This is a genomic window from Tardiphaga sp. 172_B4_N1_3 (assembly GCF_052076035.1).
GTDB classification, from domain to species: domain Bacteria; phylum Pseudomonadota; class Alphaproteobacteria; order Rhizobiales; family Xanthobacteraceae; genus Tardiphaga; species Tardiphaga robiniae.
In genome coordinates, this window is record NZ_CP197238.1 from 1,665,497 (window position 1) to 1,689,694 (window position 24,198).

Annotated in this window: 23 protein-coding genes; 15 read left to right on the forward strand and 8 right to left on the reverse strand. The window is 62.6% G+C overall.

All coding sequences use genetic code 11. From position 1 onward, the window contains the following. Positions 1-165 precede the first annotated feature (165 nt). The 12 genes from AB7783_RS07620 (at position 166) to AB7783_RS07675 (ending at position 14,302) form a co-directional block, all read left to right on the forward strand. Positions 166-1,953 carry a NirA family protein gene (locus AB7783_RS07620; RefSeq protein WP_441277293.1) on the forward strand — a complete coding sequence of 596 codons (1,788 nt, stop codon included), beginning with the start codon at positions 166-168 and terminating at the stop codon, positions 1,951-1,953. Further along, positions 1,950-3,554, forward strand: a complete 1,605-nt coding sequence (locus AB7783_RS07625; RefSeq protein ID WP_441277294.1) for a sulfite reductase subunit alpha — start codon at positions 1,950-1,952, stop codon at positions 3,552-3,554. Before AB7783_RS07620 ends, AB7783_RS07625 begins: the two co-directional genes overlap by 4 nt. Before the next feature lie 438 nt (positions 3,555-3,992). Further along, a complete protein-coding gene (locus AB7783_RS07630) occupies positions 3,993-5,090 on the forward strand; it encodes an ABC transporter substrate-binding protein (RefSeq protein WP_441277295.1) in 1,098 nt (365 codons plus the stop codon). Then, a complete protein-coding gene (locus AB7783_RS07635) occupies positions 5,068-6,108 on the forward strand; it encodes an ABC transporter permease (protein ID WP_439058344.1) in 1,041 nt (346 codons plus the stop codon). Before AB7783_RS07630 ends, AB7783_RS07635 begins: the two co-directional genes overlap by 23 nt. After that, positions 6,102-6,893 (forward strand): ABC transporter ATP-binding protein, encoded by a 792-nt coding sequence (locus AB7783_RS07640; protein ID WP_441277296.1) that lies wholly within the window; start codon positions 6,102-6,104, stop codon positions 6,891-6,893. The genes AB7783_RS07635 and AB7783_RS07640 overlap by 7 nt, the downstream gene beginning before the upstream one ends. 116 nt (positions 6,894-7,009) lie before the next feature. Then, positions 7,010-7,966 (forward strand): ABC transporter substrate-binding protein, encoded by a 957-nt coding sequence (locus AB7783_RS07645; RefSeq protein WP_175369094.1) that lies wholly within the window; start codon positions 7,010-7,012, stop codon positions 7,964-7,966. A 25-nt stretch (positions 7,967-7,991) separates the two neighbouring features. Beyond that, entirely contained in the window at positions 7,992-8,855 is an 864-nt protein-coding gene (locus AB7783_RS07650; RefSeq protein ID WP_441279662.1) for an ABC transporter permease, read from the forward strand. After that, positions 8,848-9,654, forward strand: coding sequence for an ABC transporter ATP-binding protein (locus AB7783_RS07655; RefSeq protein WP_441277297.1), 807 nt, complete (start codon positions 8,848-8,850; stop codon positions 9,652-9,654). The genes AB7783_RS07650 and AB7783_RS07655 overlap by 8 nt, the downstream gene beginning before the upstream one ends. 168 nt (positions 9,655-9,822) lie before the next feature. Continuing rightward, the gene (locus tag AB7783_RS07660) at positions 9,823-10,965 is read left to right on the forward strand and encodes an acyl-CoA dehydrogenase family protein (protein WP_441277298.1); all 1,143 of its coding nucleotides are present in this window, start codon (positions 9,823-9,825) and stop codon (positions 10,963-10,965) included. 25 nt (positions 10,966-10,990) lie between these two features. Further along, entirely contained in the window at positions 10,991-12,085 is a 1,095-nt protein-coding gene (locus tag AB7783_RS07665) for an LLM class flavin-dependent oxidoreductase (protein WP_441277299.1), read from the forward strand. After that, positions 12,082-13,026 carry an ABC transporter substrate-binding protein gene (locus tag AB7783_RS07670; protein WP_441277300.1) on the forward strand — a complete coding sequence of 315 codons (945 nt, stop codon included), beginning with the start codon at positions 12,082-12,084 and terminating at the stop codon, positions 13,024-13,026. The genes AB7783_RS07665 and AB7783_RS07670 overlap by 4 nt, the downstream gene beginning before the upstream one ends. 235 nt (positions 13,027-13,261) lie before the next feature. Beyond that, a complete protein-coding gene (locus AB7783_RS07675; protein WP_149534101.1) occupies positions 13,262-14,302 on the forward strand; it encodes an aliphatic amidase in 1,041 nt (346 codons plus the stop codon). A 164-nt stretch (positions 14,303-14,466) separates the two neighbouring features. Here the strand turns inward: AB7783_RS07675 and AB7783_RS07680 are convergent, their stop codons facing one another. The 3 genes from AB7783_RS07680 to pxpB are packed head-to-tail and all read right to left on the reverse strand — an operon-like array spanning position 14,467 to position 17,043. Beyond that, positions 14,467-15,237: a LamB/YcsF family protein gene (locus AB7783_RS07680; protein WP_441277301.1), complete on the reverse strand. Its 771-nt coding sequence runs from the start codon at positions 15,235-15,237 to the stop codon at positions 14,467-14,469. A gap of 31 nt (positions 15,238-15,268) precedes the next feature. Then, positions 15,269-16,315: a biotin-dependent carboxyltransferase family protein gene (locus tag AB7783_RS07685; protein WP_441277302.1), complete on the reverse strand. Its 1,047-nt coding sequence runs from the start codon at positions 16,313-16,315 to the stop codon at positions 15,269-15,271. Then, positions 16,312-17,043, reverse strand: coding sequence for a 5-oxoprolinase subunit PxpB (gene pxpB, locus AB7783_RS07690; RefSeq protein WP_441277303.1), 732 nt, complete (start codon positions 17,041-17,043; stop codon positions 16,312-16,314). Before pxpB ends, AB7783_RS07685 begins: the two co-directional genes overlap by 4 nt. 252 nt (positions 17,044-17,295) lie before the next feature. Between pxpB and AB7783_RS07695 the strand changes: the two genes are divergently transcribed. Beyond that, the gene (locus AB7783_RS07695) at positions 17,296-17,994 is read left to right on the forward strand and encodes a ribonuclease activity regulator RraA (protein WP_089264363.1); all 699 of its coding nucleotides are present in this window, start codon (positions 17,296-17,298) and stop codon (positions 17,992-17,994) included. Positions 17,995-18,132: 138 nt separating this feature from the next. Continuing rightward, positions 18,133-18,537, forward strand: a complete 405-nt coding sequence (locus AB7783_RS07700) for a (R)-mandelonitrile lyase (RefSeq protein WP_120289781.1) — start codon at positions 18,133-18,135, stop codon at positions 18,535-18,537. A gap of 40 nt (positions 18,538-18,577) precedes the next feature. Here AB7783_RS07700 and AB7783_RS07705 read toward each other — a convergent pair whose 3' ends face one another. Beyond that, positions 18,578-19,042, reverse strand: a complete 465-nt coding sequence (locus AB7783_RS07705; protein WP_089264361.1) for an Lrp/AsnC family transcriptional regulator — start codon at positions 19,040-19,042, stop codon at positions 18,578-18,580. Between the two features lie 156 nt (positions 19,043-19,198). Here AB7783_RS07705 and AB7783_RS07710 point away from each other — a divergent pair, with 156 nt between their 5' ends. After that, the gene (locus AB7783_RS07710; protein WP_441277304.1) at positions 19,199-20,212 is read left to right on the forward strand and encodes a 1-aminocyclopropane-1-carboxylate deaminase; all 1,014 of its coding nucleotides are present in this window, start codon (positions 19,199-19,201) and stop codon (positions 20,210-20,212) included. 53 nt (positions 20,213-20,265) lie between these two features. Here AB7783_RS07710 and AB7783_RS07715 read toward each other — a convergent pair whose 3' ends face one another. From AB7783_RS07715 to AB7783_RS07730, 4 genes are all read right to left on the reverse strand, one after another. Next, positions 20,266-21,060, reverse strand: coding sequence for a transporter substrate-binding domain-containing protein (locus AB7783_RS07715; RefSeq protein WP_439083466.1), 795 nt, complete (start codon positions 21,058-21,060; stop codon positions 20,266-20,268). 109 nt (positions 21,061-21,169) lie between these two features. Further along, on the reverse strand, positions 21,170-21,928 hold the full coding sequence (locus AB7783_RS07720) for a DUF2147 domain-containing protein (RefSeq protein ID WP_089264358.1): 759 nt from the start codon (positions 21,926-21,928) through the stop codon (positions 21,170-21,172). A 217-nt stretch (positions 21,929-22,145) separates the two neighbouring features. After that, positions 22,146-22,631, reverse strand: coding sequence for a hypothetical protein (locus tag AB7783_RS07725; protein ID WP_441277305.1), 486 nt, complete (start codon positions 22,629-22,631; stop codon positions 22,146-22,148). A 92-nt stretch (positions 22,632-22,723) separates the two neighbouring features. Continuing rightward, positions 22,724-24,148: an amidase gene (locus AB7783_RS07730; RefSeq protein ID WP_441277306.1), complete on the reverse strand. Its 1,425-nt coding sequence runs from the start codon at positions 24,146-24,148 to the stop codon at positions 22,724-22,726. Positions 24,149-24,198 lie beyond the last annotated feature (50 nt).

The window sequence follows — 24,198 nt, forward strand, 5'->3', positions numbered from 1 at the left end:
TTCGCTGATGCCCGCCGGCCAGTTCAGATGGATTTCCGCAGCAACGAGGCTGATCGGATCGCTTCCAGAATTCAAGCCGGCGCGACGCGCTGACCTGAGCCTGTGCGGTCCGCGATCCTTATCCCCGTTGAAGCCACGCTGTGGCCCGCAGGAGCTTCGTCCCGCATGAAAATTGAAACGCTCTCCATCGACTTTACTGACGAACAGAAGCGCTACCTCGAAGGCTTCTCGACGGGGCTGCAGATCAACCGTGTCGGCAAGGGTCTCGGCGGCGGCGCGTCAGCCAAAGCCAATGCGGAGCCGACCGGACCGGATGCGCCGCATATCAAGGCGCAGGATCGCACGATTGCATCGGGCAAGAAGCTGGTTGAGCAGGAGAAATGGAAGCGCGAGGAACATCCGTTCGACGCCTATCCGCGGCTGCGCGATCAGGCCGCGATCGATGCGCGGCCATCGCCGGCCGACAATTTTCGGTGGCGCTATTACGGCATCTTCTATGTGGGTCCGACGCAGGACTCCTATATGTGCCGGCTTCGGATCCCGAACGGCATCATGAAGCACTGGCAGCTTGCGGGTCTTGCCGATCTTAGTGACGAGTTGTGCGGTCCGTTCTCGCATGTGACCACGCGCGCCAATCTGCAGGTGCGCGAGATTCCGCCGAAAAATGCGGTGAAACTGATCGAGGGTATCCAGGATCTCGGTCTGTGCTCACGCGGCTCCGGGGCCGACAACATCCGCAACGTCACGGGCACGCCGACCGCGGGCATCGATCCGCAGGAACTGCTGGACACGCGCCCCTATGCGCGCGAGTGGCACTATCACATCCTCAATGACCGCACGCTCACCGGCCTGCCGCGCAAGTTCAACGTTGCCTTCGACGGCGCCGGCAAGATCGCCGTGCTGGAGGACACCAACGACATCGCCTTCCAGGCAGTCGAAGTGAAAGATGGTTTCGGCGCCGCGCCCGGCGTCTGGTTCAAGCTCGGCATCGGCGGCATCACTGGCCACAAGGATTTCGCCACCGATACCGGCATCATCGTGAGACCGGAGGACTCCACCAAGGTCTCCGACGCTATCGTGCGCGTTTTCATCGATCTCGGCGACCGCACCAACCGGCTTAAAGCGCGGCTGAAATACGTCATCGACGGCATGGGCATGGAGAAGTTCCTCACCCTCGTTGAAGAGAAGCTCGGCCAGCCATTCACGCGCATTTCTGCAGAGGCGCTGATGCCGCGGCCGGAATTCGACCGCACGGCGCATATTGGCGTGCACAGGCAGAAGCAGGACGGGTTGAACTGGATCGGCGTCGTGTTGCCACTTGGCAAAGTGACCTGCGATCAGATGCGAGGGCTTTCGAAGATTGCGGCCGATCTCGGCGACGGCGATATCCGCCTCACGGTGTGGCAGAATCTGCTGATCCCCGGTGTGAAAGACGCGAATGTTGCGCTGGCGACTGCGGCCATCGAAGCCCTTGGCCTTGCCATCAAGACCACCGAGATCCGCGCCGGCCTGATCGCCTGTACCGGTCGCGCCGGTTGCAAGTTCGGCAATGCGGATACCAAACGCACGGCAACAAACATCGCCGAATGGTGTGATACCCGCGTCGAGGTCGATACGCCGATCAACATCCATCTCACCGGCTGCCATCATTCCTGCGCGCAGCATTACATCAGCGACATCGGCATGATCGGCGCGCGCGTGGCGCTGGACGATAGCGACGACACCGTGGATGGCTTCCATATCTTCACCGGCGGCGGCTTCGGCCCGCAGGCCGATGTCGGGCAGGAGGTCTATCAGAACGTGAAGTCCGAGGACGCGCCTGTCGTCGTCGAGCGGCTGCTGAAAGCCTATCTCGCCCACCGCGCGTCGCCGGACGAGACGTTCCTCACTTTCTCGCGCCGTCACGACGCGGCTTCGTTGCGTAAGCTCGCTGATGAACAGGTGTCCGCATGAACCAGATGACGCCGCCGCCCAAACTCGAGATCATTCCTGCGTCTGCGCCGTTCTCGGAAGCGCAACGCTCCTGGCTGAACGGCTTCTTCGCCGGCCTGCTGTCCGATGCGCCGGCGACGCCGCTCTCTGCCGAGCAGGGCGCCGCGATCATGGAGGAAGACGACGGCGCGCCGTGGCATGACCAGACCATGCCGATCGCCGATCGCATGAAGCTCGCCGAAGGCAAGCCGGTTCGTCGCAAGATGATGGCGGCGATGGCGCAGCAGGACTGCGGCCAGTGCGGCTATAACTGCAACGACTATTCCGACGCGATTGCCTCGAAAGCCGAGGCGCGGCTGAACCTGTGCGTGCCGGGCGGCAAGGAAACCGCGCGGATGCTGAAGTCGCTCTATGAAGAGCTCGACAAAGCACCGGCCGGTGCTGCGCCCGCGGCAGCAGCGACGACTGCTGCGGAGCCGGCCGAAGTTGCTGTGCCGGATCCGTCGACGCTCGGACGCTCGCGCGACAATCCCGCACCCGCGGTGTTTCTCGGCCGCCGCCTGCTCAACGGCAAAGGCTCCGAGAAGGAGACCTGGCATATCGATTTCGATCTGTCGGGCTGCGGGCTCGATTACGTCGTCGGCGACAGTTTCGGCATCTTTGCATCGAACGATCTCGGTCACGTCGACCAGATCATCGCTCTGCTCGGCGCGTCGCATATGACGGAAGTGCGTGGCAAGACGCTGCGTGAAGTGCTACAAGACGACGTCTCGCTGGCCCCGGCACCGGACGGCCTGTTCGAGCTGATGTCCTATCTCACCGGCGGGGCACAGCGCGCCAAGGCACGCGCATTGGCGCAGGGGGAAGACCCCGATGGCGATGCGGCAACGCTCGACGTGATGGCTGCGCTGCAGAAATTCTCCGGCGTGCGTCCGCATCCGGAAGCTTTCATCGAAGCGCTGGAACCGCTGCAGCCGCGGCTCTACTCGATCTCGTCATCGCACAATGCGACGCCGGGCCGGTTGTCGCTCACCGTCGATATCGTTCGCTATATGGTCGGCAAGCGTAAGCGCCATGGTCTGGCCTCGAGCTTCCTCGCCGATCGCATCCAGCCCGGCGACGAGCTCAAGGTCTATGTCCAGAAGGCGCATGGCTTTGCGCTGCCGGAAAATCCGGAGACGCCGATCATCATGGTCGGGCCGGGCACCGGCATCGCGCCGTTCAGGGCGTTCCTGCACGACCGCAAGGCCACCAGGGCGCCGGGCAAGAACTGGCTGTTCTTCGGCCATCAGCGCAGCGCCTCGGATTTCTTCTATGCCGACGAACTCAATGGCATGAAGACCGAAGGCTTCCTCACACGGTTGTCGCTCGCCTGGTCGCGTGACGCCGGCGAGAAGTTCTACGTGCAGGATCGCATGCGCGAGGTCGGCCGCGACGTCTGGACTTGGCTCGCCGAAGGCGCCCATGTCTATGTCTGCGGCGATGCCAAGCGCATGGCGAAGGATGTGGAGCGGGCTCTGGTCGATATCGCCGCCCAGCATGGCGCGCGTTCGACCGACGAGGCAGTAATGTTTGTCAGCGAGCTGAAGAAGAAGGGACGTTTTCAGCTCGACGTATATTGATATCTCTACCCCTCATCCTGAGGAGCCCGCCATTAGCGGGCGTCTCGAAGGATGGCCGCAGACTCGGAGCGCCGGCATCTCATGGTTCGAGACGGCGCTTCGCGCCTCCTCACCATGAGGGGAGCGCGCGTTTGCGAGAGAACTGTTTTGCTTCAACTGCGTCATCAGTAGAACGCTTCCTCAGCGATAAATTGCGTTCTCTCCCGGCGCTGCTCTCATTGGAGATAATCTCTCCATCCTGCGCGACATTCAAAATTCCATTTTATTGACCGAAGCCGCCGCGCTGCGCATCCTCGTACCATCGAAATCACAGGGGCGGGAGTCGACGGACTCTCACGGCTGAGCTTCCACTTAACACATTGACCATCGCATCAGCGCGAGCCGCAACACCATGTGTTGTGGCCATGGGCAGCGCTGTGCCGATCGCAAGGAGACCAGATGTCGAACGATGATCACAACCGCAAGCCGCTGATGGATCGCCGGTCGCTGTTGCGCGGCGGCGCTGCAGCCGCATTGGCCGCACCACTCGGCGTATGGGGCGCGCAGGCGTTTCCGTTCCGGCAGGCGTCACCCATCGATTTTTCCGAGTTTCCGATCTGCAGGACCGCATCGGAGGCGCCCGCGCTCACCGGTGCACCGCGCAAATTGAAGCTTTCCTGGAATGCCGGCGCGGTCTGCCTTGCGCCGCTGCCGGTCGCCATCGATCATGGCTTCTTCCAGAAGCAGAACCTCGATGTCGAGCTGGTCAATTACAGCGGCTCGACGGACCAGCTTCTCGAAGCCATCGCCACGGGGAAATCCGATGCGGGCCTGGGTATGGCGCTGCGCTGGCTGAAGCCGCTGGAGCAGGGCTTCGACGTCAAGATCGTCGCCGGGACCCATGGCGGCTGCCTGCGCGCGCTGGCGCCGGCGAAATCGGAAGTGAAGAGCGTCGCGGATTTCAAGGGCAAGACCATCGCCGTCGGCGATATGGCCGGGCCCGACAAGAACTTTTTCTCGATCCAGCTCGCCAAGGCCGGCCTCAACCCGGACAAGGACGTCGAGTGGCGGCAATATCCCGGCAACCTCGTGCGGCTCGCCGTGGAGAAGGGCGAGGCGCAGATCGGGCTGGCATCCGATCCGCTGGCCTATCTCTGGCTCAAGGATGGCGAGCTGAAGGAAGTCGGCTCCAATCTCGATGGCCTCTACAAGGATATCAGCTGCTGCATCGTCGGCGTGCGCGGCAGCCTGCTGCGTGACGATCCTCTGGTCGCGCGCGGCCTGACGCAGGCACTGCTCGATGCTGCGATGTTCGCATCGCAAAATCCGGAGAAGGCCGCGAAGTCGTTCCAGCCCTATGCGCCGAAGAATGCCACCGTCGAAGATCTGCTGGGCATGGTGAAGTATCACACCCATCATCATCACCCCGTGGGCGATGCGCTGAAGCGCGAGCTGAAATCCTACGCCGACGATCTCAAGACGGTTTCGGTGTTCAAACCGAGCACCGACACCACCAAATTCGCGGAGCGCATCTATGCCGACGTATTCCGCGTCTGAGATCGCACCGCTTGGCGGTGACCGCGAGACCGCGCTCATTGCTGGCGATGGCGGACTTCAATTCGTCAGCAAGCTTCGTTTTAGCATTACGGGGATCGGGGCAGGGCTCGCCTGGCTGGCTTTCGGCCTGTCGTGCCTGCGATGGCCAGATATCGGCGACTGGCCACGCACCGAAGCAGTGGCCTATACGGCATTCGCGATTGCTGGCGGCATCGCGATTGCGACCACGGCGCAGGCAGCGCTCGGCAAGTTCGGCGACGGCGTGCAGCGACGCGCGCCCTGGCTGTTTGCCTTGGGAGCGTTCCTGACGCTGTGGGAGCTTGCGACGGCGAAATTCGGCTGGCTGCCGCTGCCGTTCTTTCCGCCACCGCAGTCGATCGTCGAGGTCTATACCGACGACCTGCCGAAGCTGCTCGATAGCGCCTTCGCCTCGGTGAAGCTGCAGCTTGGCGGCTACTTCATCGGCGCGGTCGTAGGCTTCCTCACCGGCGTCTCCATCGGCTGGTCGCGGCTCGCGGGCTACTGGGTGCATCCGATCCTGCGCTTCATCGGACCGTTGCCGGCGACGGCCTGGTTGCCGATTGCGTTCTTCACGTTCCCATCCGCCTGGAGCGCCAGCACGTTCCTTATCGCGCTTGCCACCGCCTTTCCGGTGACGGTGCTGACCTGGTCGGGCGTAGCCAGCGTCAGCACCGCCTATTACGACGTCGCACGAACGCTCGGTGCCAAGCCGTCGTTTCTGGTGACCAAGGTCGCGATCCCGGCGGCGCTGCCGCATGTGTTTGTCGGCCTGTTCATGGGGCTCGGCGCGTCCTTCGCGGTACTGGTCGTGGCCGAGATGATCGGTGTGAAGGCCGGGCTTGGCTTCTATCTGCAATGGGCGCAGGGCTGGGCGTCCTACAACAACATGTATGCGGCGCTGATCGTGATGTCGCTGCTCTGCTCGGGCGCCATCACGCTGCTGTTCAAGGTGCGCGACCGCCTGCTGGTCTGGCAGAAGGGTGTCGTCAAATGGTAGCGCTCGCGACAGCATTCAAGCCAGCGGCGACCGGCGCGTCGCTGGAGGTCAAGGGCGTCAGCCACGCCTTCGATATCGATGGCAGCGTGTTGCCGGTGCTCGACGATGTCAGCATATCCGTCGCACCCGGCGAATTCGTTGCGCTGCTCGGTCCCTCCGGCTGCGGCAAGTCTACCCTCCTGCGGTTGGTGGCGGGTCTCGAGCCGCCGCGTGCCGGCACGCTGGATGAGGATGGCGTCGCCATCACCGGCCCTTACCCGTCCCGCGTTGTCGTGTTTCAGGACCCGACGCTGTTTCCGTGGCGGACGGTGTGGGACAATGTTGCGCTCGGGCTGGAAGCGCAGGGCGTACTCAAGACGCAGCGTCACCGCGTCGATGCGGCGATCGATCTCGTCGGCCTCGGAGCCTTCCGGAAGGCCTATCCGCATCAGCTCTCGGGCGGCATGGCACAGCGCGTGGCATTGGCGCGGGCGCTGGTGAACGATCCGCGCATCCTCGTGCTCGACGAGCCGCTCGGCAAACTGGATTCGCTGACACGCATCACCATGCAGGCCGAACTGGTGTCGCTGTGGCAGCGCAACGGCTTCACGGCACTGCTGGTGACCCATGACGTGGAGGAGGCGCTGTTCCTCGCCAATCGCGTCATCGTGTTCAGCGATCGTCCGGCGCGGGTGACGGCGGATATCACGGTGGACCGGCCCTATCCGCGCCACCGTGGCGATCCACATCTGGCCGAGCTGCGACGACAGATCCTGGGGCTGCTCGGGCTGGACGCGACGTGGTGAGCTCCTCCCGACTATGGTCCGTTGCGGGCGAGGGCATGCTCCACCGATAGCTGTATACGAGGCATGGTTATTGCATTCCTTTTGGGCTGACACACGGTTCAGCCCAAGGGAATGACATGTACAGCACCAACCGACGTGATTTCATCCGCCTGACGGCCATTGCTGCGGCGCTGTCCACGACCAGCATCAAGGCCTTCGCTGCCGACCGCGTGGTCAAGATCGGAACGCTGAAGCTCATTCACGGCGTCACGCCGTATTTCTACGAGAAATTCGCGCCTGATGGCGTCAAGTTCGAGGTGATCCCGTTCGAAACCCCGACCGACGGCAAGAACGCCGTCGTGACCGGCACTGTCGATTTCGGCATCTTCGGTTTTGCCGCGGCGACGCTCGGCGGCGCCAATGGTGAGCCAGTCGTCGTCATCGCATCTGCCTGCAATCGCGGCATGGCGGTCGTCGCCAAGAAGGATTCCGGGATCAATACGATCAAGGACCTCAAGGGCAAGAAAGTCGCGATCCTGCCGGGCTCGACCCAGGAAGTCGTGATCCTCGATCGCCTCTCCGCCGAAGGCATGACGGTGAAGGACGTCGAGTCCGTGCGTCTGTCGTTCAGCGACATGGCGCCGGCGCTCGCCCGCGGCGACATCGACGCCTATGTGGGCGCCGAGCCCGGGCCAGGCATTAGCCTCGCCAATGGCGTCGGCCAGATCGTCGAATATCCCTACACCACGCCGACCGGTTCGCTGAACATGGTGCTCGCCACGCGCCGCGAACTGATCGAGAAAGATCCGGAACTGATCAAGGCGCTGCTCAAGACCCACCGCCTGGCCAGCGAATATGCCATGAAGGACCGCGAGGCCTTCATCGCCATCGCCATGCAGAAGCTCGGCCAGCAGAAGCCGTCGATCGAGAAGGCCGCGCCCAATGTGGAGCTGACCTGGAATATCGACGACCAGTTCATGAAGCAGGCAGAATATTACGGCGGCCAGATGCTGTCCAAGAAGCAGATACGGCAGTTACCGGACTACAAGACCTTCATCGATGCGAGCTTCGTGAAGGCGCTGGCGGCCACGTGAGCGCATCGTGAGCCTGCAAAGCATGATGGACGATACGTCCAACAGGGTACAGCTTGCGCCGGCAGCGGAAACCCCGGTGCCTGCGGCCGGCAAGCGCGGGCAGGGTGTGCAGCGGGCGCGCACAGTTGCGCTCGCGCTGATCGTGCCGGTCTGCCTGATGGTGATTTGGGACGTCATGGTGCGCTGGACCGGCACGCGACTGGTGCCGTCGCCCTATGGCGTCGCCGTGATGATGTGGGATTTCGCTTTCGGCGGAATTTATGACGACGCCTACAGCGCCAGCCTGCCGATCCATTTCTGGAAGAGCGTGCAGCGCGTCTATGGCGGCTTTCTCTGTGCGGCGGCGATCGGCATTCCGCTTGGCCTGATGATCGGGCGCATGCCGTTGCTGCGCAAATTGCTTGATCCGACGCTGTCGCTGCTACGGCCGATCCCGGTGACGGCATGGCTGCCGTTGTCGATGATCTTCTTTGGTCTCGGCCCGCGCGCGGCGATCTTCCTGGTGTTCCTCGGCGCGTTCTTTCCGATCCTGCTCAATACGGTGTTCGGCGTGCGCTCCGTCGATATCAGGTTGTTCGAAGCGGCGGAGATGCTCGGCTGCAGCGGCGCGCAGCAGTTCCGCTCCGTCGTCTTACCGGCAGCGTTGCCGAGCATTTTCAACGGGCTTCGTCTCGGCGCAGGCTTCGCATGGATCCTGATCGTGGTCGGCGAGATGACCGGCGTGCCCGAAGGCCTCGGCGCCGTCATCATGGATGGCCGCACACTGTCGCGCACCGATCTCGTGATCACCGGCATGATCATCATCGGCATGACCGGCTTCGTGTCGGATCGCATCCTGCTGATGCTCAGCAACTACTTCCTTCGCTGGAGCCCACAGCATCATGCTTGATCGACCGACCACAATTGCGCCTGATATCCTCGAAGTGAGCAACGTGCAGAAATTCTACCAGGCTTCCAACGGCCCGGTCGAAGCACTGCGCGGCGTCAACCTCACCATCCGCAAGGGCGAGTTCGTCTGTCTGCTCGGAGCGTCGGGCTGCGGCAAGTCCACCTTGCTGCGCATCGTCGCCGGTTTCGAGAAAGCTTCTCAGGGCTCGGTGACCATGTACGGCTTTCCCGTCGACAAGCCGGGCCCGGATCGCGGCATGGTGTTTCAGGATTATGCGCTGTTTCCGTGGCTGACCGTGCGCGACAATATCGGCTTCGGCCCCAAACATCGCCGTGTCGCGAGCAAGGTCGTGGACGAACTCACCGACAAGTTCATGGCCATGGTGGGATTGACGGCCTTTGCCGATCGCTATCCGCACCAGCTTTCCGGCGGCATGAAGCAACGCGTCGCCATCGCGCGCGTGCTGAGCAACGACACCGATGTGCTGCTGATGGACGAACCGTTCGGCGCGCTAGATGCGCTGACGCGCAGCAAGCTGCAGGAGGAACTCGTCGAGATCTGGCGCACCACCGGTCTCACGGTGATTTTCGTGACGCATTCGGTCGAGGAAGCCGTGATGCTGGCGGATCGCGTTATCGTGATGTCGGCCGGGCCTGGCCGGATCGATTGCGAAATCGAGGTCGACCTTCCGCGCCCGCGCGATGTCGCATCGCCCGAATTCAATGCGTTGCGGCGTGAGGTCACACAGAAGCTCACCAGTCATATCGCCGGCAGTCGGGGCAAGGCGGCAGATTCCTGAATCAGGCTTCAAAATCGCGCGAATAAAATTCTCGCCTGAGGTCACCGGGGAGAATTTTCACCTGCGGGTCTGAGGCCCATCAGTCCCGCTGTCGTTATTTCCGGGTACCGCTTGTAACGCCTGCCGAACGGCATTCTCTAGGGTTAGAGAAGCCGAAAGCAGCACGATATGGACGCAGTTCCCAGCATTATCGACAGAGTCAATTTGCTCGTTCCGGGCTTTGCGGAACGTGCGCCATCGCATGATCGCGCGGCAAGTTTTCCATTCGAGAATTTTCAGGAACTGTCCGAGGCGGGCCTTCTGGCGCTGCCAGTGCCAAAGGCCTTGGGCGGTACGGGTGCCGGGGCGCGCGAGGCTGCGCGCGTTGTGAACTCGGTCGGCAAGGCCGATGCCGCGACCGCGCTTGTATTGGCGATGCACTATATCCACCATCTGGTCATCACGCGGAACGGCAACTGGCCTGCGCATCTGGCGCAGCGCGTGTCGCGCGACGCCGTGAATGGCCCTGCGCTGATCAACGCGTTGCGCGTCGAGCCCGATCAGGGATCGCCATCGCGGGGCGGTCTGCCTCAAACCACAGCGAAGCGCACGGCCGAAGGCTGGCGCATGACCGGCCGCAAGATCTATTCGACCGGTGCGCCGATCCTCAAATGGTACACTGTTTGGGCCAAGACGGACGAGCCCGACGTGCGGGTCGGCGTGTTTCTGGTGCCGGCGGGTCTGCCAGGCACCGAGATCGTCGAGACCTGGGATCATCTCGGTCTGCGCGCCAGCGGCAGCCATGACGTCGTGTTCGACGATGTGCTCATTCCGCTCGACAACGAGGTGGATCTGCGCCGTCCCAGCGAGTGGGGCGCGCCGGATGTATCGCAGGCGACCATCCAGGCTGTGCTGGTGGGCGCCGTCTATGACGGCGTTGCACGCGCTGCTCGCGACTGGCTGATCGACTTTCTCAAGACCCGCACGCCATCGAGCCTCGGCGCGCCGCTGGCGACGCTGCCGCGGGCGCAGGAGATTGTCGGCGGTATCGAGGTGAAGCTCGCGGTGAATGCGCGGCTGCTCGATACGTTTGCACGCGACATCGATGAGGGTGTCGCACTGACGTCGGTCGAGGCGAACATCCTCAAACTCACAGTGACCAACAATGCCGTGGCCGCTGTCGAGGACGCGCTGTCGCTGACCAGCAATCACGGACTGACCCGTGCCAATCCGCTGGAGCGGCATTATCGCGACGTGCTGTGTGGCCGCGTGCACACGCCGCAGGACGACAGCACCAGGATTTCCGCCGGACGCATCGCGCTCGGCATCTGAACAACAGCAGGAAGTGGAGACAACCATGTCCGTCGAATTCATCGGCTTCATCACCAACAATGACGCATCTGAGACCCGCGTGCGCTCCGGCCCGGTGCTCGATCCCAGCTATATCGAAACCGTAGCGAAGGCGCACGAGCTCGCCGGGTTCGACCGCGCGCTGCTCGCCTTCCATTCGACCTCGCCGGACGGCCTGCAGGTCGCCCAGCATGCGCTCGGCGTCACCGAAAAGCTGAAGGTGATGATCGCGCAGCGTCCGGGTTTCACCGCGCCGACGGTGCTGGCGCGCCAGCTCGCCACCATCGAGAATTTCCACCATGGCCGCGTCTCGCTGCACGTCATCACCGGCGGCAATGCCAAGGAGCTGCGGCAGGACGGCAATACGCTCGACGACAAGGACGAGCGTTACGCGCGCACCGGCGAATGGCTCGACATCATCAAGCAGGAATGGACGAGCGAGAAACCATTCGACTATGCCGGCAAGTATTATCAGGTCGAGGGCGGCTTCTCGCAGGTGAAGCCGATCGTGCCGATCCATGTCTTCGTCGGCGGCGCGTCAGATGCGGCCATCGACGTGTCGGGCAAACATGCCGATACGTTCGCGCTGTGGGGTGAATCCTATGCGCAGGTGCGCGACGTCACCGGCCGCGTGCGGGCCGCTGCTGCCAAGTATGGCCGTCCGGCGCCGCGTTTCAGCCTGTCGGTGCGCCCGATCATTGCCGAGACCGAGGAGAAAGCCTGGGCCAAGGCCGATGACATTCTCGCCCGCGCCACCGCGCTGCAGGACAAGACCGGCTATCGCAAGCCTGCCGATGGCCACGCCACTGCCGGCGCCAAGCGCCTGCTGGCTCTGGCCGAGGAGGGCACCCGCATCGACAAGCGGTTGTGGACCGAGATGGCGGCGCTCACCGGCGCCAACAGCAACACCACCGCGCTGGTCGGCACGCCCGAGCAGGTCGCCGAAGTGTTCGCCGACTACTACGATCTCGGCGTCAGCCATTTCCTGATCCGCGGCTTCGATCCCCTGATCGACGCCATCGATTACGGCCGCGAACTGATCCCGCGCACCCGCGAACTGATTGCGGCGCGTGATGCCGCCAAGGGAGTTGTCGCAGCATGAAACGGCTCATCCTCGCCGCCTGCCTGATCCTCGCGGCCTTCGCATCTTCGGCGCATGCCGCGACGACGCTGATCGTCGGCGACCAGAAAGGCAATGCGCGCGCCGTGATGGAAGCATCCGGCGTGCTGAAAGACGTGCCTTACAAGATCGAGTGGAAGGAATTCGCCGCGGCAGCGCCGCTGCTGGAAGCGCTCGGTGCCGGCGCACTCGATAGCGGGCTGGTCGGCGATGCGCCCTTCACCTTTGCCGCAGCGGCCAATGTGCCGGTCAAGGCAATCGGTGCGATCCGGCAGACCGGCGACGGCCTCGCCGTGCTGGTGCCGAAGGACTCGACGATCAAGAGCTTCGACGATTTGAAGGGCAAGAAGATCGCCACCGGCCGCGGCTCGATCGGGCATCAGCTCATTCTCGCCGCGCTGGAACAAAAGGGCTGGACGGCGAGCGATGTGCAGATCGTGTTCCTCGCTCCGTCGGACGCCAAGGTCGCTTATACCCGCGGCTCAGTCGATGCGTGGTCGACCTGGGAGCCTTATGTGAGTCAGGAAGAGGTGCTGTTCCAGTCGCGCGTCCTGCTCAATGCCGAGGGCCTGACATCGGGGCTGAGCTTTGTCGTGGCGACGCCGAATGCGATCCGCGACAAGCATGCCGAGCTCGAGGACTATCTCCGCCGCCTCACTGCGGCTCGCGCCTGGGCGCTGAACAACGCGGACGCCTATGCGCAGACCTGGGGCAAGCTGATGAACGTGGCGCCGTCGGTGCCGCTGAACTGGCTGACACGCGCAAAAATCCGCATTGCACCGATCGACGATGGCGTCGCCGCGGATGAGCAGAAGACGATCGATCTCTATCTGCGCAGCGGACTGATCAAGCAGAAGCTCGATGCCAATGCGATCGTGGATCGATCGTTCAACGATGCCATCGGGAAGGGTGCGGGCCTGTAGCATCCCTCTGCACTCTTGACCGTCGTCCCCGCGAAGGCGGGGACCCATAGCCTCCGAGTCCGTAGCTTAAGCTGGCATTCTCCGCAGTGTTCCGATCGCGACAGTGGTGTCTATGGGTCCCCGCCTTCGCGGGGACGACAGGCGGAGATTGCCGCACCACCCGCATCCGTAAATCCACGTATTCCCGGTCTCCCTCCGTCGGCCCACCATCGCCCGGCAACGGAGACCAGCGCAGATGCATCACGGCGATATTTCATCCAGCAAGGACGCGGTCGGCGTCGCCGTCGTGAATTACAAGATGCCGCGGCTTCACACGAAGGCCGAGGTGCTGGCCAATGCGCAGAAGATCGCCGACATGATCGTCGGCATGAAGATCGGTCTGCCGGGCATGGATCTGGTGGTGTTCCCGGAATATTCGACCCAGGGCATCATGTACGACTCCAAGGAAATGTACGAGACCGCCTCGATCGTACCCGGCGAGGAAACCGAGATTTTCGCGGAGGCCTGCCGCAAGGCCAAGGTCTGGGGCGTGTTCTCGCTGACCGGCGAGCGGCACGAGCAGCATCCGCACAAGGCGCCGTACAACACGCTGATCCTGATGAACGACAAGGGCGAGATCGTTCAGAAATATCGCAAGATCATGCCATGGGTGCCCATCGAAGGCTGGTATCCCGGCAATTGCACTTATGTCTCCGAGGGGCCGAAGGGCCTGAAGATCTCGCTGATCATCTGCGACGACGGCAACTATCCCGAAATCTGGCGCGACTGCGCCATGAAGGGCGCCGAACTGATCGTGCGCTGCCAGGGCTACATGTATCCCGCCAAGGACCAGCAGGTGCTGATGGCCAAGGCGATGGCCTGGGCCAACAATACTTATGTTGCCGTTGCCAATGCCTCAGGCTTCGACGGCGTCTATTCGTATTTCGGCCATTCGGCGATCATCGGTTTCGATGGCCGCACGCTCGGCGAATGCGGCGAGGAAGATTACGGCATTCAATATGCGGCACTGTCGAAATCACTGATCCGCGACGCGCGACGCACCGGGCAGTCGGAGAACCATCTCTTCAAGCTGCTGCATCGCGGCTACACCGGCACCATCAATTCCGGCGAAAGCAACAAGGGCGTCGCGGCGTGCCCGTTCGATTTCTATGCGAACTGGGTCAACAATCCCGACAAGGCGCGCGAGAATGTCGAGGCCTTCACGCGGACGACGGTCGGTGTCGAGGAATGCCCGATCGAGGGACTGCCGCATGAGGGGATGTTGAACGATCGGTGATGAATTCACTGTCATTCCGGGGCGCGTGCGCATCTTTGCGCATGCGAACCCGGAATCTCGATATGTTCATCGGCTCGATGTAGCGTGCGGCCGAGAGGCGGCCTCATCTCGAGATTCCGGGTTCGCGTGCGAAGTCGCACGCGCCCCGGAATGACGATGGAGTTCTAAAGCGCCGTCTTGAACGGCGCCACATCGATCCCCGCCGCCTTCAACCCATCGCGCACGTGACGTCCAAGCTCCACCGCGCCGGGCGTATCGCCGTGAATACACACGGTGTCCATCTTCATCTTGATCACCTTGCCAGTGATCGAGATGACTTCCCCGGTCTGTGCCATCTTCACCACACGATCAGCAACCATCACCGGATCATGCAGCACCGCACCGGGCTTCTCGCGCGAGACGAGATTGCCGTTGTCCTCATAGGCGCGGTCGGCGAACACTTCATGTGCCAACGGGAGTCCGGCGGCTTCGCCGGCAGTTACAAGTTTGGAATTCGCCAGCACCACGAAGGTCAGATTGCGGTCGACGGCTTTGATGCCGGCGGCGATGGCGCGGGCGGTCATGTCGTCCTCGCAAGCGACGTTGGAGATCGCGCCGTGAGCTTTCACATGGGTGACCTTGTAGCCTTCCATAGCGGCGATCGCCTGCAAGGCGCCGATCTGGTACGCGATCAGGTTCTCGATCTCGAGTGCGGTGAGACCGACGATGGGGCGGCGGCCGAAACCGTGCAGATCGCGATAGCCGGGATGGGCACCGATCCTGACATTGCGCGCCTTCGCAAGCTGCACCGTCTTGCGCATCACGTCGGCATCGCCCGCGTGATAACCGCAGGCGATGTTCACCGAACTTGCGAGTTCGATCATCGCGGCGTCGTTGCCCATCTCCCACATGCCAAAGCTTTCGCCGAGGTCGCAGTTCAGATCGATGGTCGCCATAGTCGTGCTCTTTCGTGAGTAGGATTCGAAATCAGTCTTGCGCGTCTGCCGTCTGCGGTGCCTGCCACGTATTGTCATCGGTTGCACTGACGGCGGCACCAGCGACATTGGACGACAGCAGCGCCTTGATGTCCAACATCAGGATGTTGGAATCATGGACACGACCGGGCAGGCTCTGCAACAGTTCGGCGAAGGCGCGATATTCCGCCTGCGCCTCGGCCATGGTGATGGCTTTAAAGCGGAAAGCGCGGCCCGGCTGGGTCTGGCCGAACCGGCCGAGATCCGTTGAGATCACGGTCGCGATTTTCGGATAGCCGCCTGATGTGCCACGGTCGGGCATCAGCACGATGGGCTGGCCGTTGCCGGGTACCTGGATCGAGCCGTTCACGGTGCCGTCGGAAACGATGTTGTGGCCGTGCAGATGTTTGATGACGGGGCCTTCAAGGCGATAGCCCATGCGGTCGCTGGTCGCCGAGATCTTCCACTCGCTGCTGAGGAACAATTCTTTGGCGTCACCGAATTCATCGTCCTGCGGTCCAAGCACCACGCGGATCGGACCTTCAGCTGGCGCAGGCAAATCGATGCGCTTCTCGTTGGCGCTGCTTGCAGCCGCCACCAGCAATTCGTCACCGGCCTGCAGCGGGCGCGGATAGGGACTGCCGAGACCGGCGCGGGCGTTCACGGCCAGGCTGCCGAACATCGGCTCGCCGCGTACGCCGCCTTCGATGGCGAGATAGCCAAAGGTGCCGGCGCGGGCGACGCCGAGATTGAGGCTCTCGCCGTCGGCCAGCGTGACGGATGTATTGACGTTGAAGGGGGTGCCCGCGATATCGGCCGGCCGTGTCGCGCCGGTCAGCGACACACGCACGGCGCCGCCTTTGGCGGTGAAGACTGAATTGAGCGGGCCGAGTTCAATGGTCGCTGCGAACAGCGTGTTGCCGAGCAGGGCATTGGCGGCGGCCATCGCCAGTCGATCGACGGCGCCCGATGGCACCAGGCCATAGCGCTGTGCGCCGAAGCGGCCGACATCCTGCACTGACGTGCCGGGGCTCACGGAAGTGACGATGAGCTTGCTCATGATGCGATCAGCTCCGCGACGAATGCACCGGCTTCGGCCGCGCGGTCCTGTTCGGCAAAGGTCTTCTCATCGACAGCCGCGAAGGTGATGGCGTCGCCGGGTTCAAGCAGGAAGATGGGATCGCGGCCGAGCTGATAGGTGCGCACGGCGGTCCGTCCGAGCAGATGCCAGCCGCTGGGGCCGGCAAGGCATTGCACGCCGGTCTGGATGCCGCCGATGGAAATCGTGCCGGGCGGTGTCAGCAGTCGGGGATTCTGCCGGCGCGACATCTGCATCGAACTCGGCAGCCCGCTGAGATAGGACCAGCCCGGCGTGAAGCCGATCATCGCCACTTTGTAGTCGCCGCCCACATGGCGTGCGACGACTTCGTCCGGCGTGATGTTGAGCGCCTTCGCGACGTCCTCGAGATCAATGCCATTCTCGCCACCATAGGCGACGGGGATGCTCCAGCGCCGGGCCGCCTTGGCTTCGGGGAGCGGCTGGAGTGCCAATTCGGTCAGTTTCTCACCCAAAGCATCGAAGCCGATCTGCAAGGGATCGTAATGCACCAGCAGCGAACGATAGGTCGGGACCGTTTCGGTGACGGCAGCAAGGCCGGCCGACGCGACGAGTTTGTCGAGCGCCAGCACCCGGCGGTTGGCTTCCTCGTCGATGGTGCGGCTGAATTCGACGGTGATGGCAGCATCGCCACTGGCGAGGATGCGGGGCGGGGAGAGAGCTGCGACCATGGCCTCACAACGTCAGTATTGGACAATCATGCATAGCGCGTTTTACCAGCGAGTGGAATTCGCAATCTGAAAATAGCCGTGCATCTTCAATAAATTAATACGCATGTTGGCGATAAGCCGTACTGATCGCAGAGGTTTTATCACATTGCATGGCGCTTTGAGACGGCAGCCCTTGACGCGCTGGCATTCCACCGCAAGATGCGCCGCCGTAAGTCCAACGTCCTGCACCCTCTGACCTGAAGAGCCCTGCGTATGTCCCTGACACCCGAAGCCATTGCCACCCTGTCGAAGGTCACCACCGCGACCATCACCACCGTTCTCCTGAAGAAGGGCCTGCGCAATGTCTGGCTGCGCGGCGCCAAGCCGCTGCGCCCCGGTCAGCCCCGTCTCGTCGGTCCGGCCTTTACCCTCCGTTTTGTGCCGGCGCGCGAGGATCTCGCCACCCCGGAATCGTGGTCGTCGCCGATCTCGACCCGCACCGCCATCGAAGCGATGCCGGAAGGCTGTATCGCCGTGGTCGACGCCATGGGCATCACCGATGCCGGCATCTTCGGCGACATCCTCTGCGCCCGTATGCAGAAGCGCGGCGTCGCTGCACTGATCACCGACGGCGTGGTGCGTGACATCGAAGGCGTGCTCGGCACCAATCTGCCGGTCTGGTGCGACGGCTATGCCGCTCCGCCGTCAGTTGCCGGCCTGACCTTTGTCGGCTGGGGTGAACCGATCGGCTGCGGCGGCGTTGCCATTTTCCCGGACGACGTCATCGTCGCCGACCAGGACGGCGCTGTCGTGATCCCGAAGGCCTTCCTCGATCTCATCCTCGCCGAAGGCGCAGAGCAGGAGCGCATGGAAGCCTGGATCGTCAACGAGGTGAATAACGGCGCCACGCTGCCCGGCCTGTATCCGATGAATGCCGAGACCAAGGCGCGTTACGCCGCGTCGAAGAAGTAATCAACCAACTCAATACCCTCATCCTGAGGAGCGGCCGCTTGGCCGCGTCTCGAAGGGCGAGGGAGTGTTCATCCCTCATGGTTCGAGACGGCGCTGCGCGCCTCCTCACCATGAGGGCCAGAGATTGGAGACCGTGCCATGAAGCTTTTCCCCGCAGGTTCGCGCCCGACCAAAAGGGCGCCAGAGGAATACTTCACGGGCACGGTCTGGCAGGACCCGGTCATTGTCGCGGAAGCGCCGGCGCGGCTGGTGACATTCCGCGTCAGCTTTGAGCCCGGCGCACGCACCGCCTGGCACACCCATCCGTTCGGGCAGACGCTCTATGTCATCGCGGGCGTCGGGCGCTTTCAGACCGAAGGTCAGTCAGTCGTTGAGATCAAGCCGGGCGACACCGTCTGGATTCCACCGGGCGAGAAACACTGGCACGGCGCGGCGCCGACCACCGGCATGACCCATATCGCCATGCAGGAAGCGCTCGACGGCAAGACCGCGGATTGGATGGAAAAGGTCAGCGACGAACAATATGCGAAGCCGGTCGGCTAGGACGGCCAGGCATTGCCGGGTACGGGGGCGAGCGCTGGGTTCAAAAGTCTAGCGGCGCATTGTCCACCACCTCTTTCATGACGAAGAAGGTGCGGGTCTGACGGACGCCCGGCAGTGCGATGAGCTGCGTGCCGTGGATACGATTGAAATCGGCCATGTCGCCGACGCGGATTTTCAGGAAGTAGTCGAAGTCGCCGGCGACCAGGTGGCAATCGAGAACGAATTTCAGTTTGGCCACCGCCTTTTCAAACACTGCAAAGCTTTCCGGCGTCGAGCGATCGAGCACGACACCGACCATGACCAGCGCGCCGCGGTTGACCTTCTCGGGCGCAATGATGGCACGTGTGTTCCTGATATAGCCTTCGTCAAACAGCTGCTGCGTGCGGCGATGACAGGTGGCGGGACTGACATTTACCTTCGCGGCCAGATCGGCATTGCTCAGACGCCCGTCTTTCTGCAGCAAATGCAGCATGCGAAGTCCGATCTTATCCAGATTTTCTGCCATGAAAGAATCTTCCGAATTTTTGGAACTTAATGCGTTTTACTTCCAGTTTTGATTGATATGGTACGATACATAACAGAGCACAGCCATATCTTTGAAAGCACCTTCCGCACCGGAAATGCTAGCTGTACCACCAGTTTTCACGACAACAGGTGTCACATGCTCGAAGGCTTCGAACGCTATCCGCTCACCTTTGGACCCACCTATATCGAGAAGCTGGAGAAGCTCTCGGCCCATCTCGGCGGTAAGGTCGAACTCTACGCCAAGCGCGAGGACTGCAATTCCGGGCTAGCCTATGGCGGCAACAAGCTGCGCAAGCTCGAATACATTATCCCCGATGCCATCGCGTCGAACGCCGATACGCTGGTATCGATCGGCGGCGTACAGTCCAATCATACACGCATGGTTGCGGCCGTTGCAGCCAAGATCGGCATGAAGTGCCGGCTGGTGCAGGAGAGCTGGGTGCCGCATGAGGACGCCGTCTACGACCGTGTCGGCAATATCATGCTCAGCCGGATCATGGGCGCGGATGTGCAGCTCGTCGACGAAGGCTTTGACATCGGCATCCGCCATAGCTGGGAAGAGGCGATCGAAGATGTGAAGGCCAAGGGCGGCAAACCCTACGCCATTCCGGCCGGTGCCTCCGTGCACAAATTCGGCGGTCTCGGCTATGTCGGCTTTGCCGAAGAAGTCCGGGCGCAGGAGAAGGAGCTCGGCTTTGCGTTCGATTACATTGTCGTCTGCACCGTGACCGGCTCGACCCATGCCGGCATGCTGGTGGGCTTTGCGAAGGACGACCGCCAGCGCAGGGTCATTGGTATCGACGCCTCTTTCACGCCGGTCCAGACCAAGGCGCAGGTTCTGCAGATCGCGCAGGACACGGCCAAGCTCGTCAAGCTCGGCAAAGACTTGGTCGCGGATGATGTGGTGCTGATCGAGGACTACGCCTATCCCGTCTATGGCGTGCCATCGGAAGAAACCAAGGACGCCATCCGTCTCTGCGCGCGCCTCGAGGGGATGATCACCGACCCTGTCTATGAGGGGAAATCGATGCAGGGGATGATCGACCTCGTGCAGAAGGGGTACTTCCCTGAAGGATCCAAGGTGCTCTATGCACATCTCGGCGGCGCGCCGGCGCTGAATGGATATGGCTACGCGTTCCGTAATGGATAGTGCCGTCACATCGCGTGCGCCGGCTTTGCGTCCGGCGCGCCGATTGCCTCCGGTCACTCGAACCAGCGGTTGACGGTCGCACGGAAACTGCCGTCTTCCTGCATGATGTGCAGCCACTGATCGACGAAGGCCTTCAGCGCCACATCGCGCTGCAGCCAATAGGCCTTCTCGGCGAAATCGAACGGCGTGTCGGGATGCACGGCGCAGAGTACACCGTGATGCAGCTTCTGCTGATAGCGGGTCTCTGACGCATCGGTCATCATCAGGTCAGCACGGCCCTGTGCGATCTCGTCGAAGATGCGGGTATTGTCGTTGAAGACGGTGATCTCGGCTGATTTGATATGCGTCCGTGCAAAGCGCTCATTGGTGCCGCCTGGATTCACGATCACCTTGATACCTGGCCGATCTATCTCCGCGAGCGTGCCGAATTTCCCTGCATCGGCGCAGCGCGCGATCGGCGTCTTGCCCTCGCGCATGATGGGTATCGAGAACATGCCCTTCTTCTGCCGGTCCAGGGTGATCGACACGCCGCCCATCACCACATCGAACTGGTCTGCCGCAAAGTCCGCTGACAGTTTTGGCCAGCTGGTCTTCACATAGTCGACCTTGACGCCGAGTGCTTTTCCGAGCGCCTCCGCCATCTCGACGTCGAAGCCCTTGAACGATGTCGTGACAGGATCGAACGCGCTGAACGGCATGTAGTCGCCGGTCAATCCAATACGCAGCGTCCCCCGGGCAATGATATCGTCGAGGCGGGACGGTGAGGGCGCAGGGGTCGGCGTCTGTGCCTGCAAGGGCGCGGCAAGCAGCAGACAGGCCGCCAGCCAGGCGGCGATGATCCGGATCATGACGTCTCCCCCGTTTGTATCGCGGAGCTCACCGTTCAGGGGCGCACCGCGTTACGATCAGCTTACAGGGGATGTCGGACCTTTCAATCGACGAGCGCGTCTGCTGGGATCAGTTCACCCGCGTCCAGGTCTGTCCGCCGCAGAACATGCCACCGAAGGCACAGCCCTGAACACGCAGCGTGTCACTGCCCTTCAGGGCGATGGTCGATTCGTAGGTGCTGCCGCTGTTCGGATCGAAGATCTTTCCCGCCCATTTGTTGTTGCCGGGCTTCATGTTGATCAGCACCTTCTCCCCATTGGCCTCGGTCTTGGCATTCATCGAATAGCCGCACAGATTGGCGCCGCATTGTTCGATGCGAACCTTGCCTTCCTTCTTCTCGGTCATCCAGATGCCGAGCGGCGTTGCCGCGGCGGCAGACGTAACCGGTGCGGGCGCATCCTGCTTGTTGACTGGATCTGTGGGCGGTGCGTTGGCGATGACCGTAGGGGGCGCAGATTTCTCGGCAGGCGCGGGAGCCGGGGCAGGCTGCGGGACCACCGCGACGGATGGCGTGACAGGTGTCGCCGGAGCTGCCGCCTCCTTTGGGGCGACAACGGGCTTCTGCGTCTCCACAGGCTTGGCCGTCTGTTCGGATCGCGGAGTGTTGGGGGCCTGCTCGCGCGTCTCGCGGTCACGCTCGCGCTTGCTGCGCTTGGTGCCATATTCGTAGACGCCGGGAATGGAAACCGAGATGCAGTCCGTCGAATTGCAGTCGCTTGGCGCTTCGATGGTAATGGTGCGGCCACCGATGTCGAACGAGTAGCTGTCGCCAGCCTGAGCGGCGGTGCTGGTCAGCAGGATGGCGGCGAGGGCGAAGAGCGGCTTCATGTGTCCTCCAAAGCGGTTGAAATCCTGACCCTGAACCGAGCCGCGGATGCGCCCGAACGCTTGATCCGCGTCACTCATGGGGAATTGCAATTGCTTTGGTGTGTGGCGCCGACTGAAGAAGTGGTTCAATCATGCGCCGGACATATGCTGTTTGAGGCAGCGTGACAGGCGCTAACGCCGCCACTGGACGGCGGCGTCGCCTGAAGCCTGGCTTTCGTCAGTAGTCGCTGTAACGCGAGGCGCTGCTGCCCACGGTCATTTGGCTCTTCAGCGTCTCGAAACGACTGCGAGCGGCGCGCTCGCGCCCATCGATGAAATCGATGATTTCGTCACGCGGCATCGGGCCTGACGAAATCGGCCGTGAACTGCCGATGGTTTCATCGACGAAATACTGGCCGTCGTCGTCGCGGCGTGCGGTCCAGCGAAAGCGGATGGCATCGAGCGGACCCGGACCGAGACGAGAGTAACCATCGACCTCGAGGGCCTCTGGAACCGTGGAGGGCGACTCGTGTTCGACGAGCGGCGCTTCGGGCTCGGCGGCGACCATGAGAGATACAGTCTCGGTGACCACGGTTTCAGTGACGACGGTAATCGAAGCGGGCTCGGCGTCGCCGTGTTCGGCCACTTGCGATTCCGCTTCCTTGCGGTCGAGAATGCTCGCAATGGCCGCGAGGGCGTGATCGGTCGGATCGTTCTGGGTCATTGAAATGCGCCTCCCCGTAATTACGCAACGTCCACATACCGCCGATAATCTAATCGGCTGTGGTTTCATTTTGGTAATCGCTGTGGCTGTTTTTAGGCAGAGATCGGCGGACGCCTGTCTTTCCAGGGCCGGATCTGCTCGAGTTGCCCGGCCAGACGGAACAGCATGGCCTCGTCGCCGAAATGCGCCGTGAACATCATACCGATCGGCAGGCCTTTGCTGCTCCAGGCCAGGGGCACCGACATGGACGGCTGGCCGGTCATGTTGGCCATACTGGTGCCTGGCATGTAGCGGCGCAGCAAAGGCGCGACATGGCTGAGATCGTCTGACATCGTGTCGATCTCACCGATCCTGATCGGCGGCGTGCAGAGCGTCGGCGACAGGAAGATATCGCAGCCCACAAAGAATTCGGTGACGCTGCGGGAGATCTGGAATGCGTTCTGCAGTGCTGTCACGTAGTCGACTGCGCTTGCCTTGCGGGCATTGTGTGCGCTGCCGAGTGTGAGTTTCTCGAAATCATCCGAGGTCATCGGGCGGCCGAACTTCTTCTCCGCGAACTGCACGGTCACCGCCGTATTGGCCGACACGATCGCCGCAATCACTTGCGCAGGGTCCAGCGGCAACACCGGCGCGCGTTCTTCGACATGATGCCCCTGTGCTTCGAGTAATCTGGCGACATCGCGGACGGCAGCGGCGACTTCTGGATCGATCGCATCGCCATAGGGCGACTTGTCGGTGAAGAAGATGCGCAGCCTGCCGGGACCACGACTGACTTCATCGAGGAAGGGACGTTCCGGTGCGGGCGCCATATAGGGGCTGGTCAGTTCGGGTCCGTGAACAGCATCGAGCATCGCGGCGCTGTCGCGCACGCTGATGCTGACGACGTGGCCGCAGGAAAAGCCACCCCAGCCTTCGGCTTTGTCAGGACCCGTCGGATTGCGAGCGCGGGTCGGCTTCAGACCGAACACGCCGCAGGCCGAGGCTGGAATACGGATCGAACCTCCGCCGTCGCTGGCATGGGCGACCGGCAGGATCCGCGCAGCGACGGCAGCGGCTGCGCCCCCGGACGAGCCGCCCGATGCATGATCGGTATTCCACGGATTGCGCGTCGGCCCGTGCAGCCGGCATTCGGTCGTCGGCATCAGCCCGAATTCGGGGCTCGCGCTCTTGCCGAATATCGTCAGGCCGGCCTTGAGGAAGCGCTGGGCGAGGGTGCCGGTGTGATCGGCGACGAAGTCCTTGTAGAGGCTGGCCCCGAAGGTCGTGCGCGTGCCGTCGAGGAGTTCGAGATCCTTCAGCAGGAATGGCACGCCGGTGAACGGCCCGTCGGGCAACCCCTCGTCGATCTGGCGCTGCGCATAGTCCTCATGGCGCACCACGACAGCGTTGATCCGGGGATTGACGCGCTCGGTGCGCGCCACCGCCTCATCGAGCAGTTCGCGCGGGCTGACCTGCTTGCTGCGCACCAGCCCGGCAAGGCCGAGCGCGTCGTGATCGCCGTATTCCTTGAATGCCATCGCGGGGTACTCTGGTGAGGACTGCGGCAGTGCTAGCGCGGATCAATCAT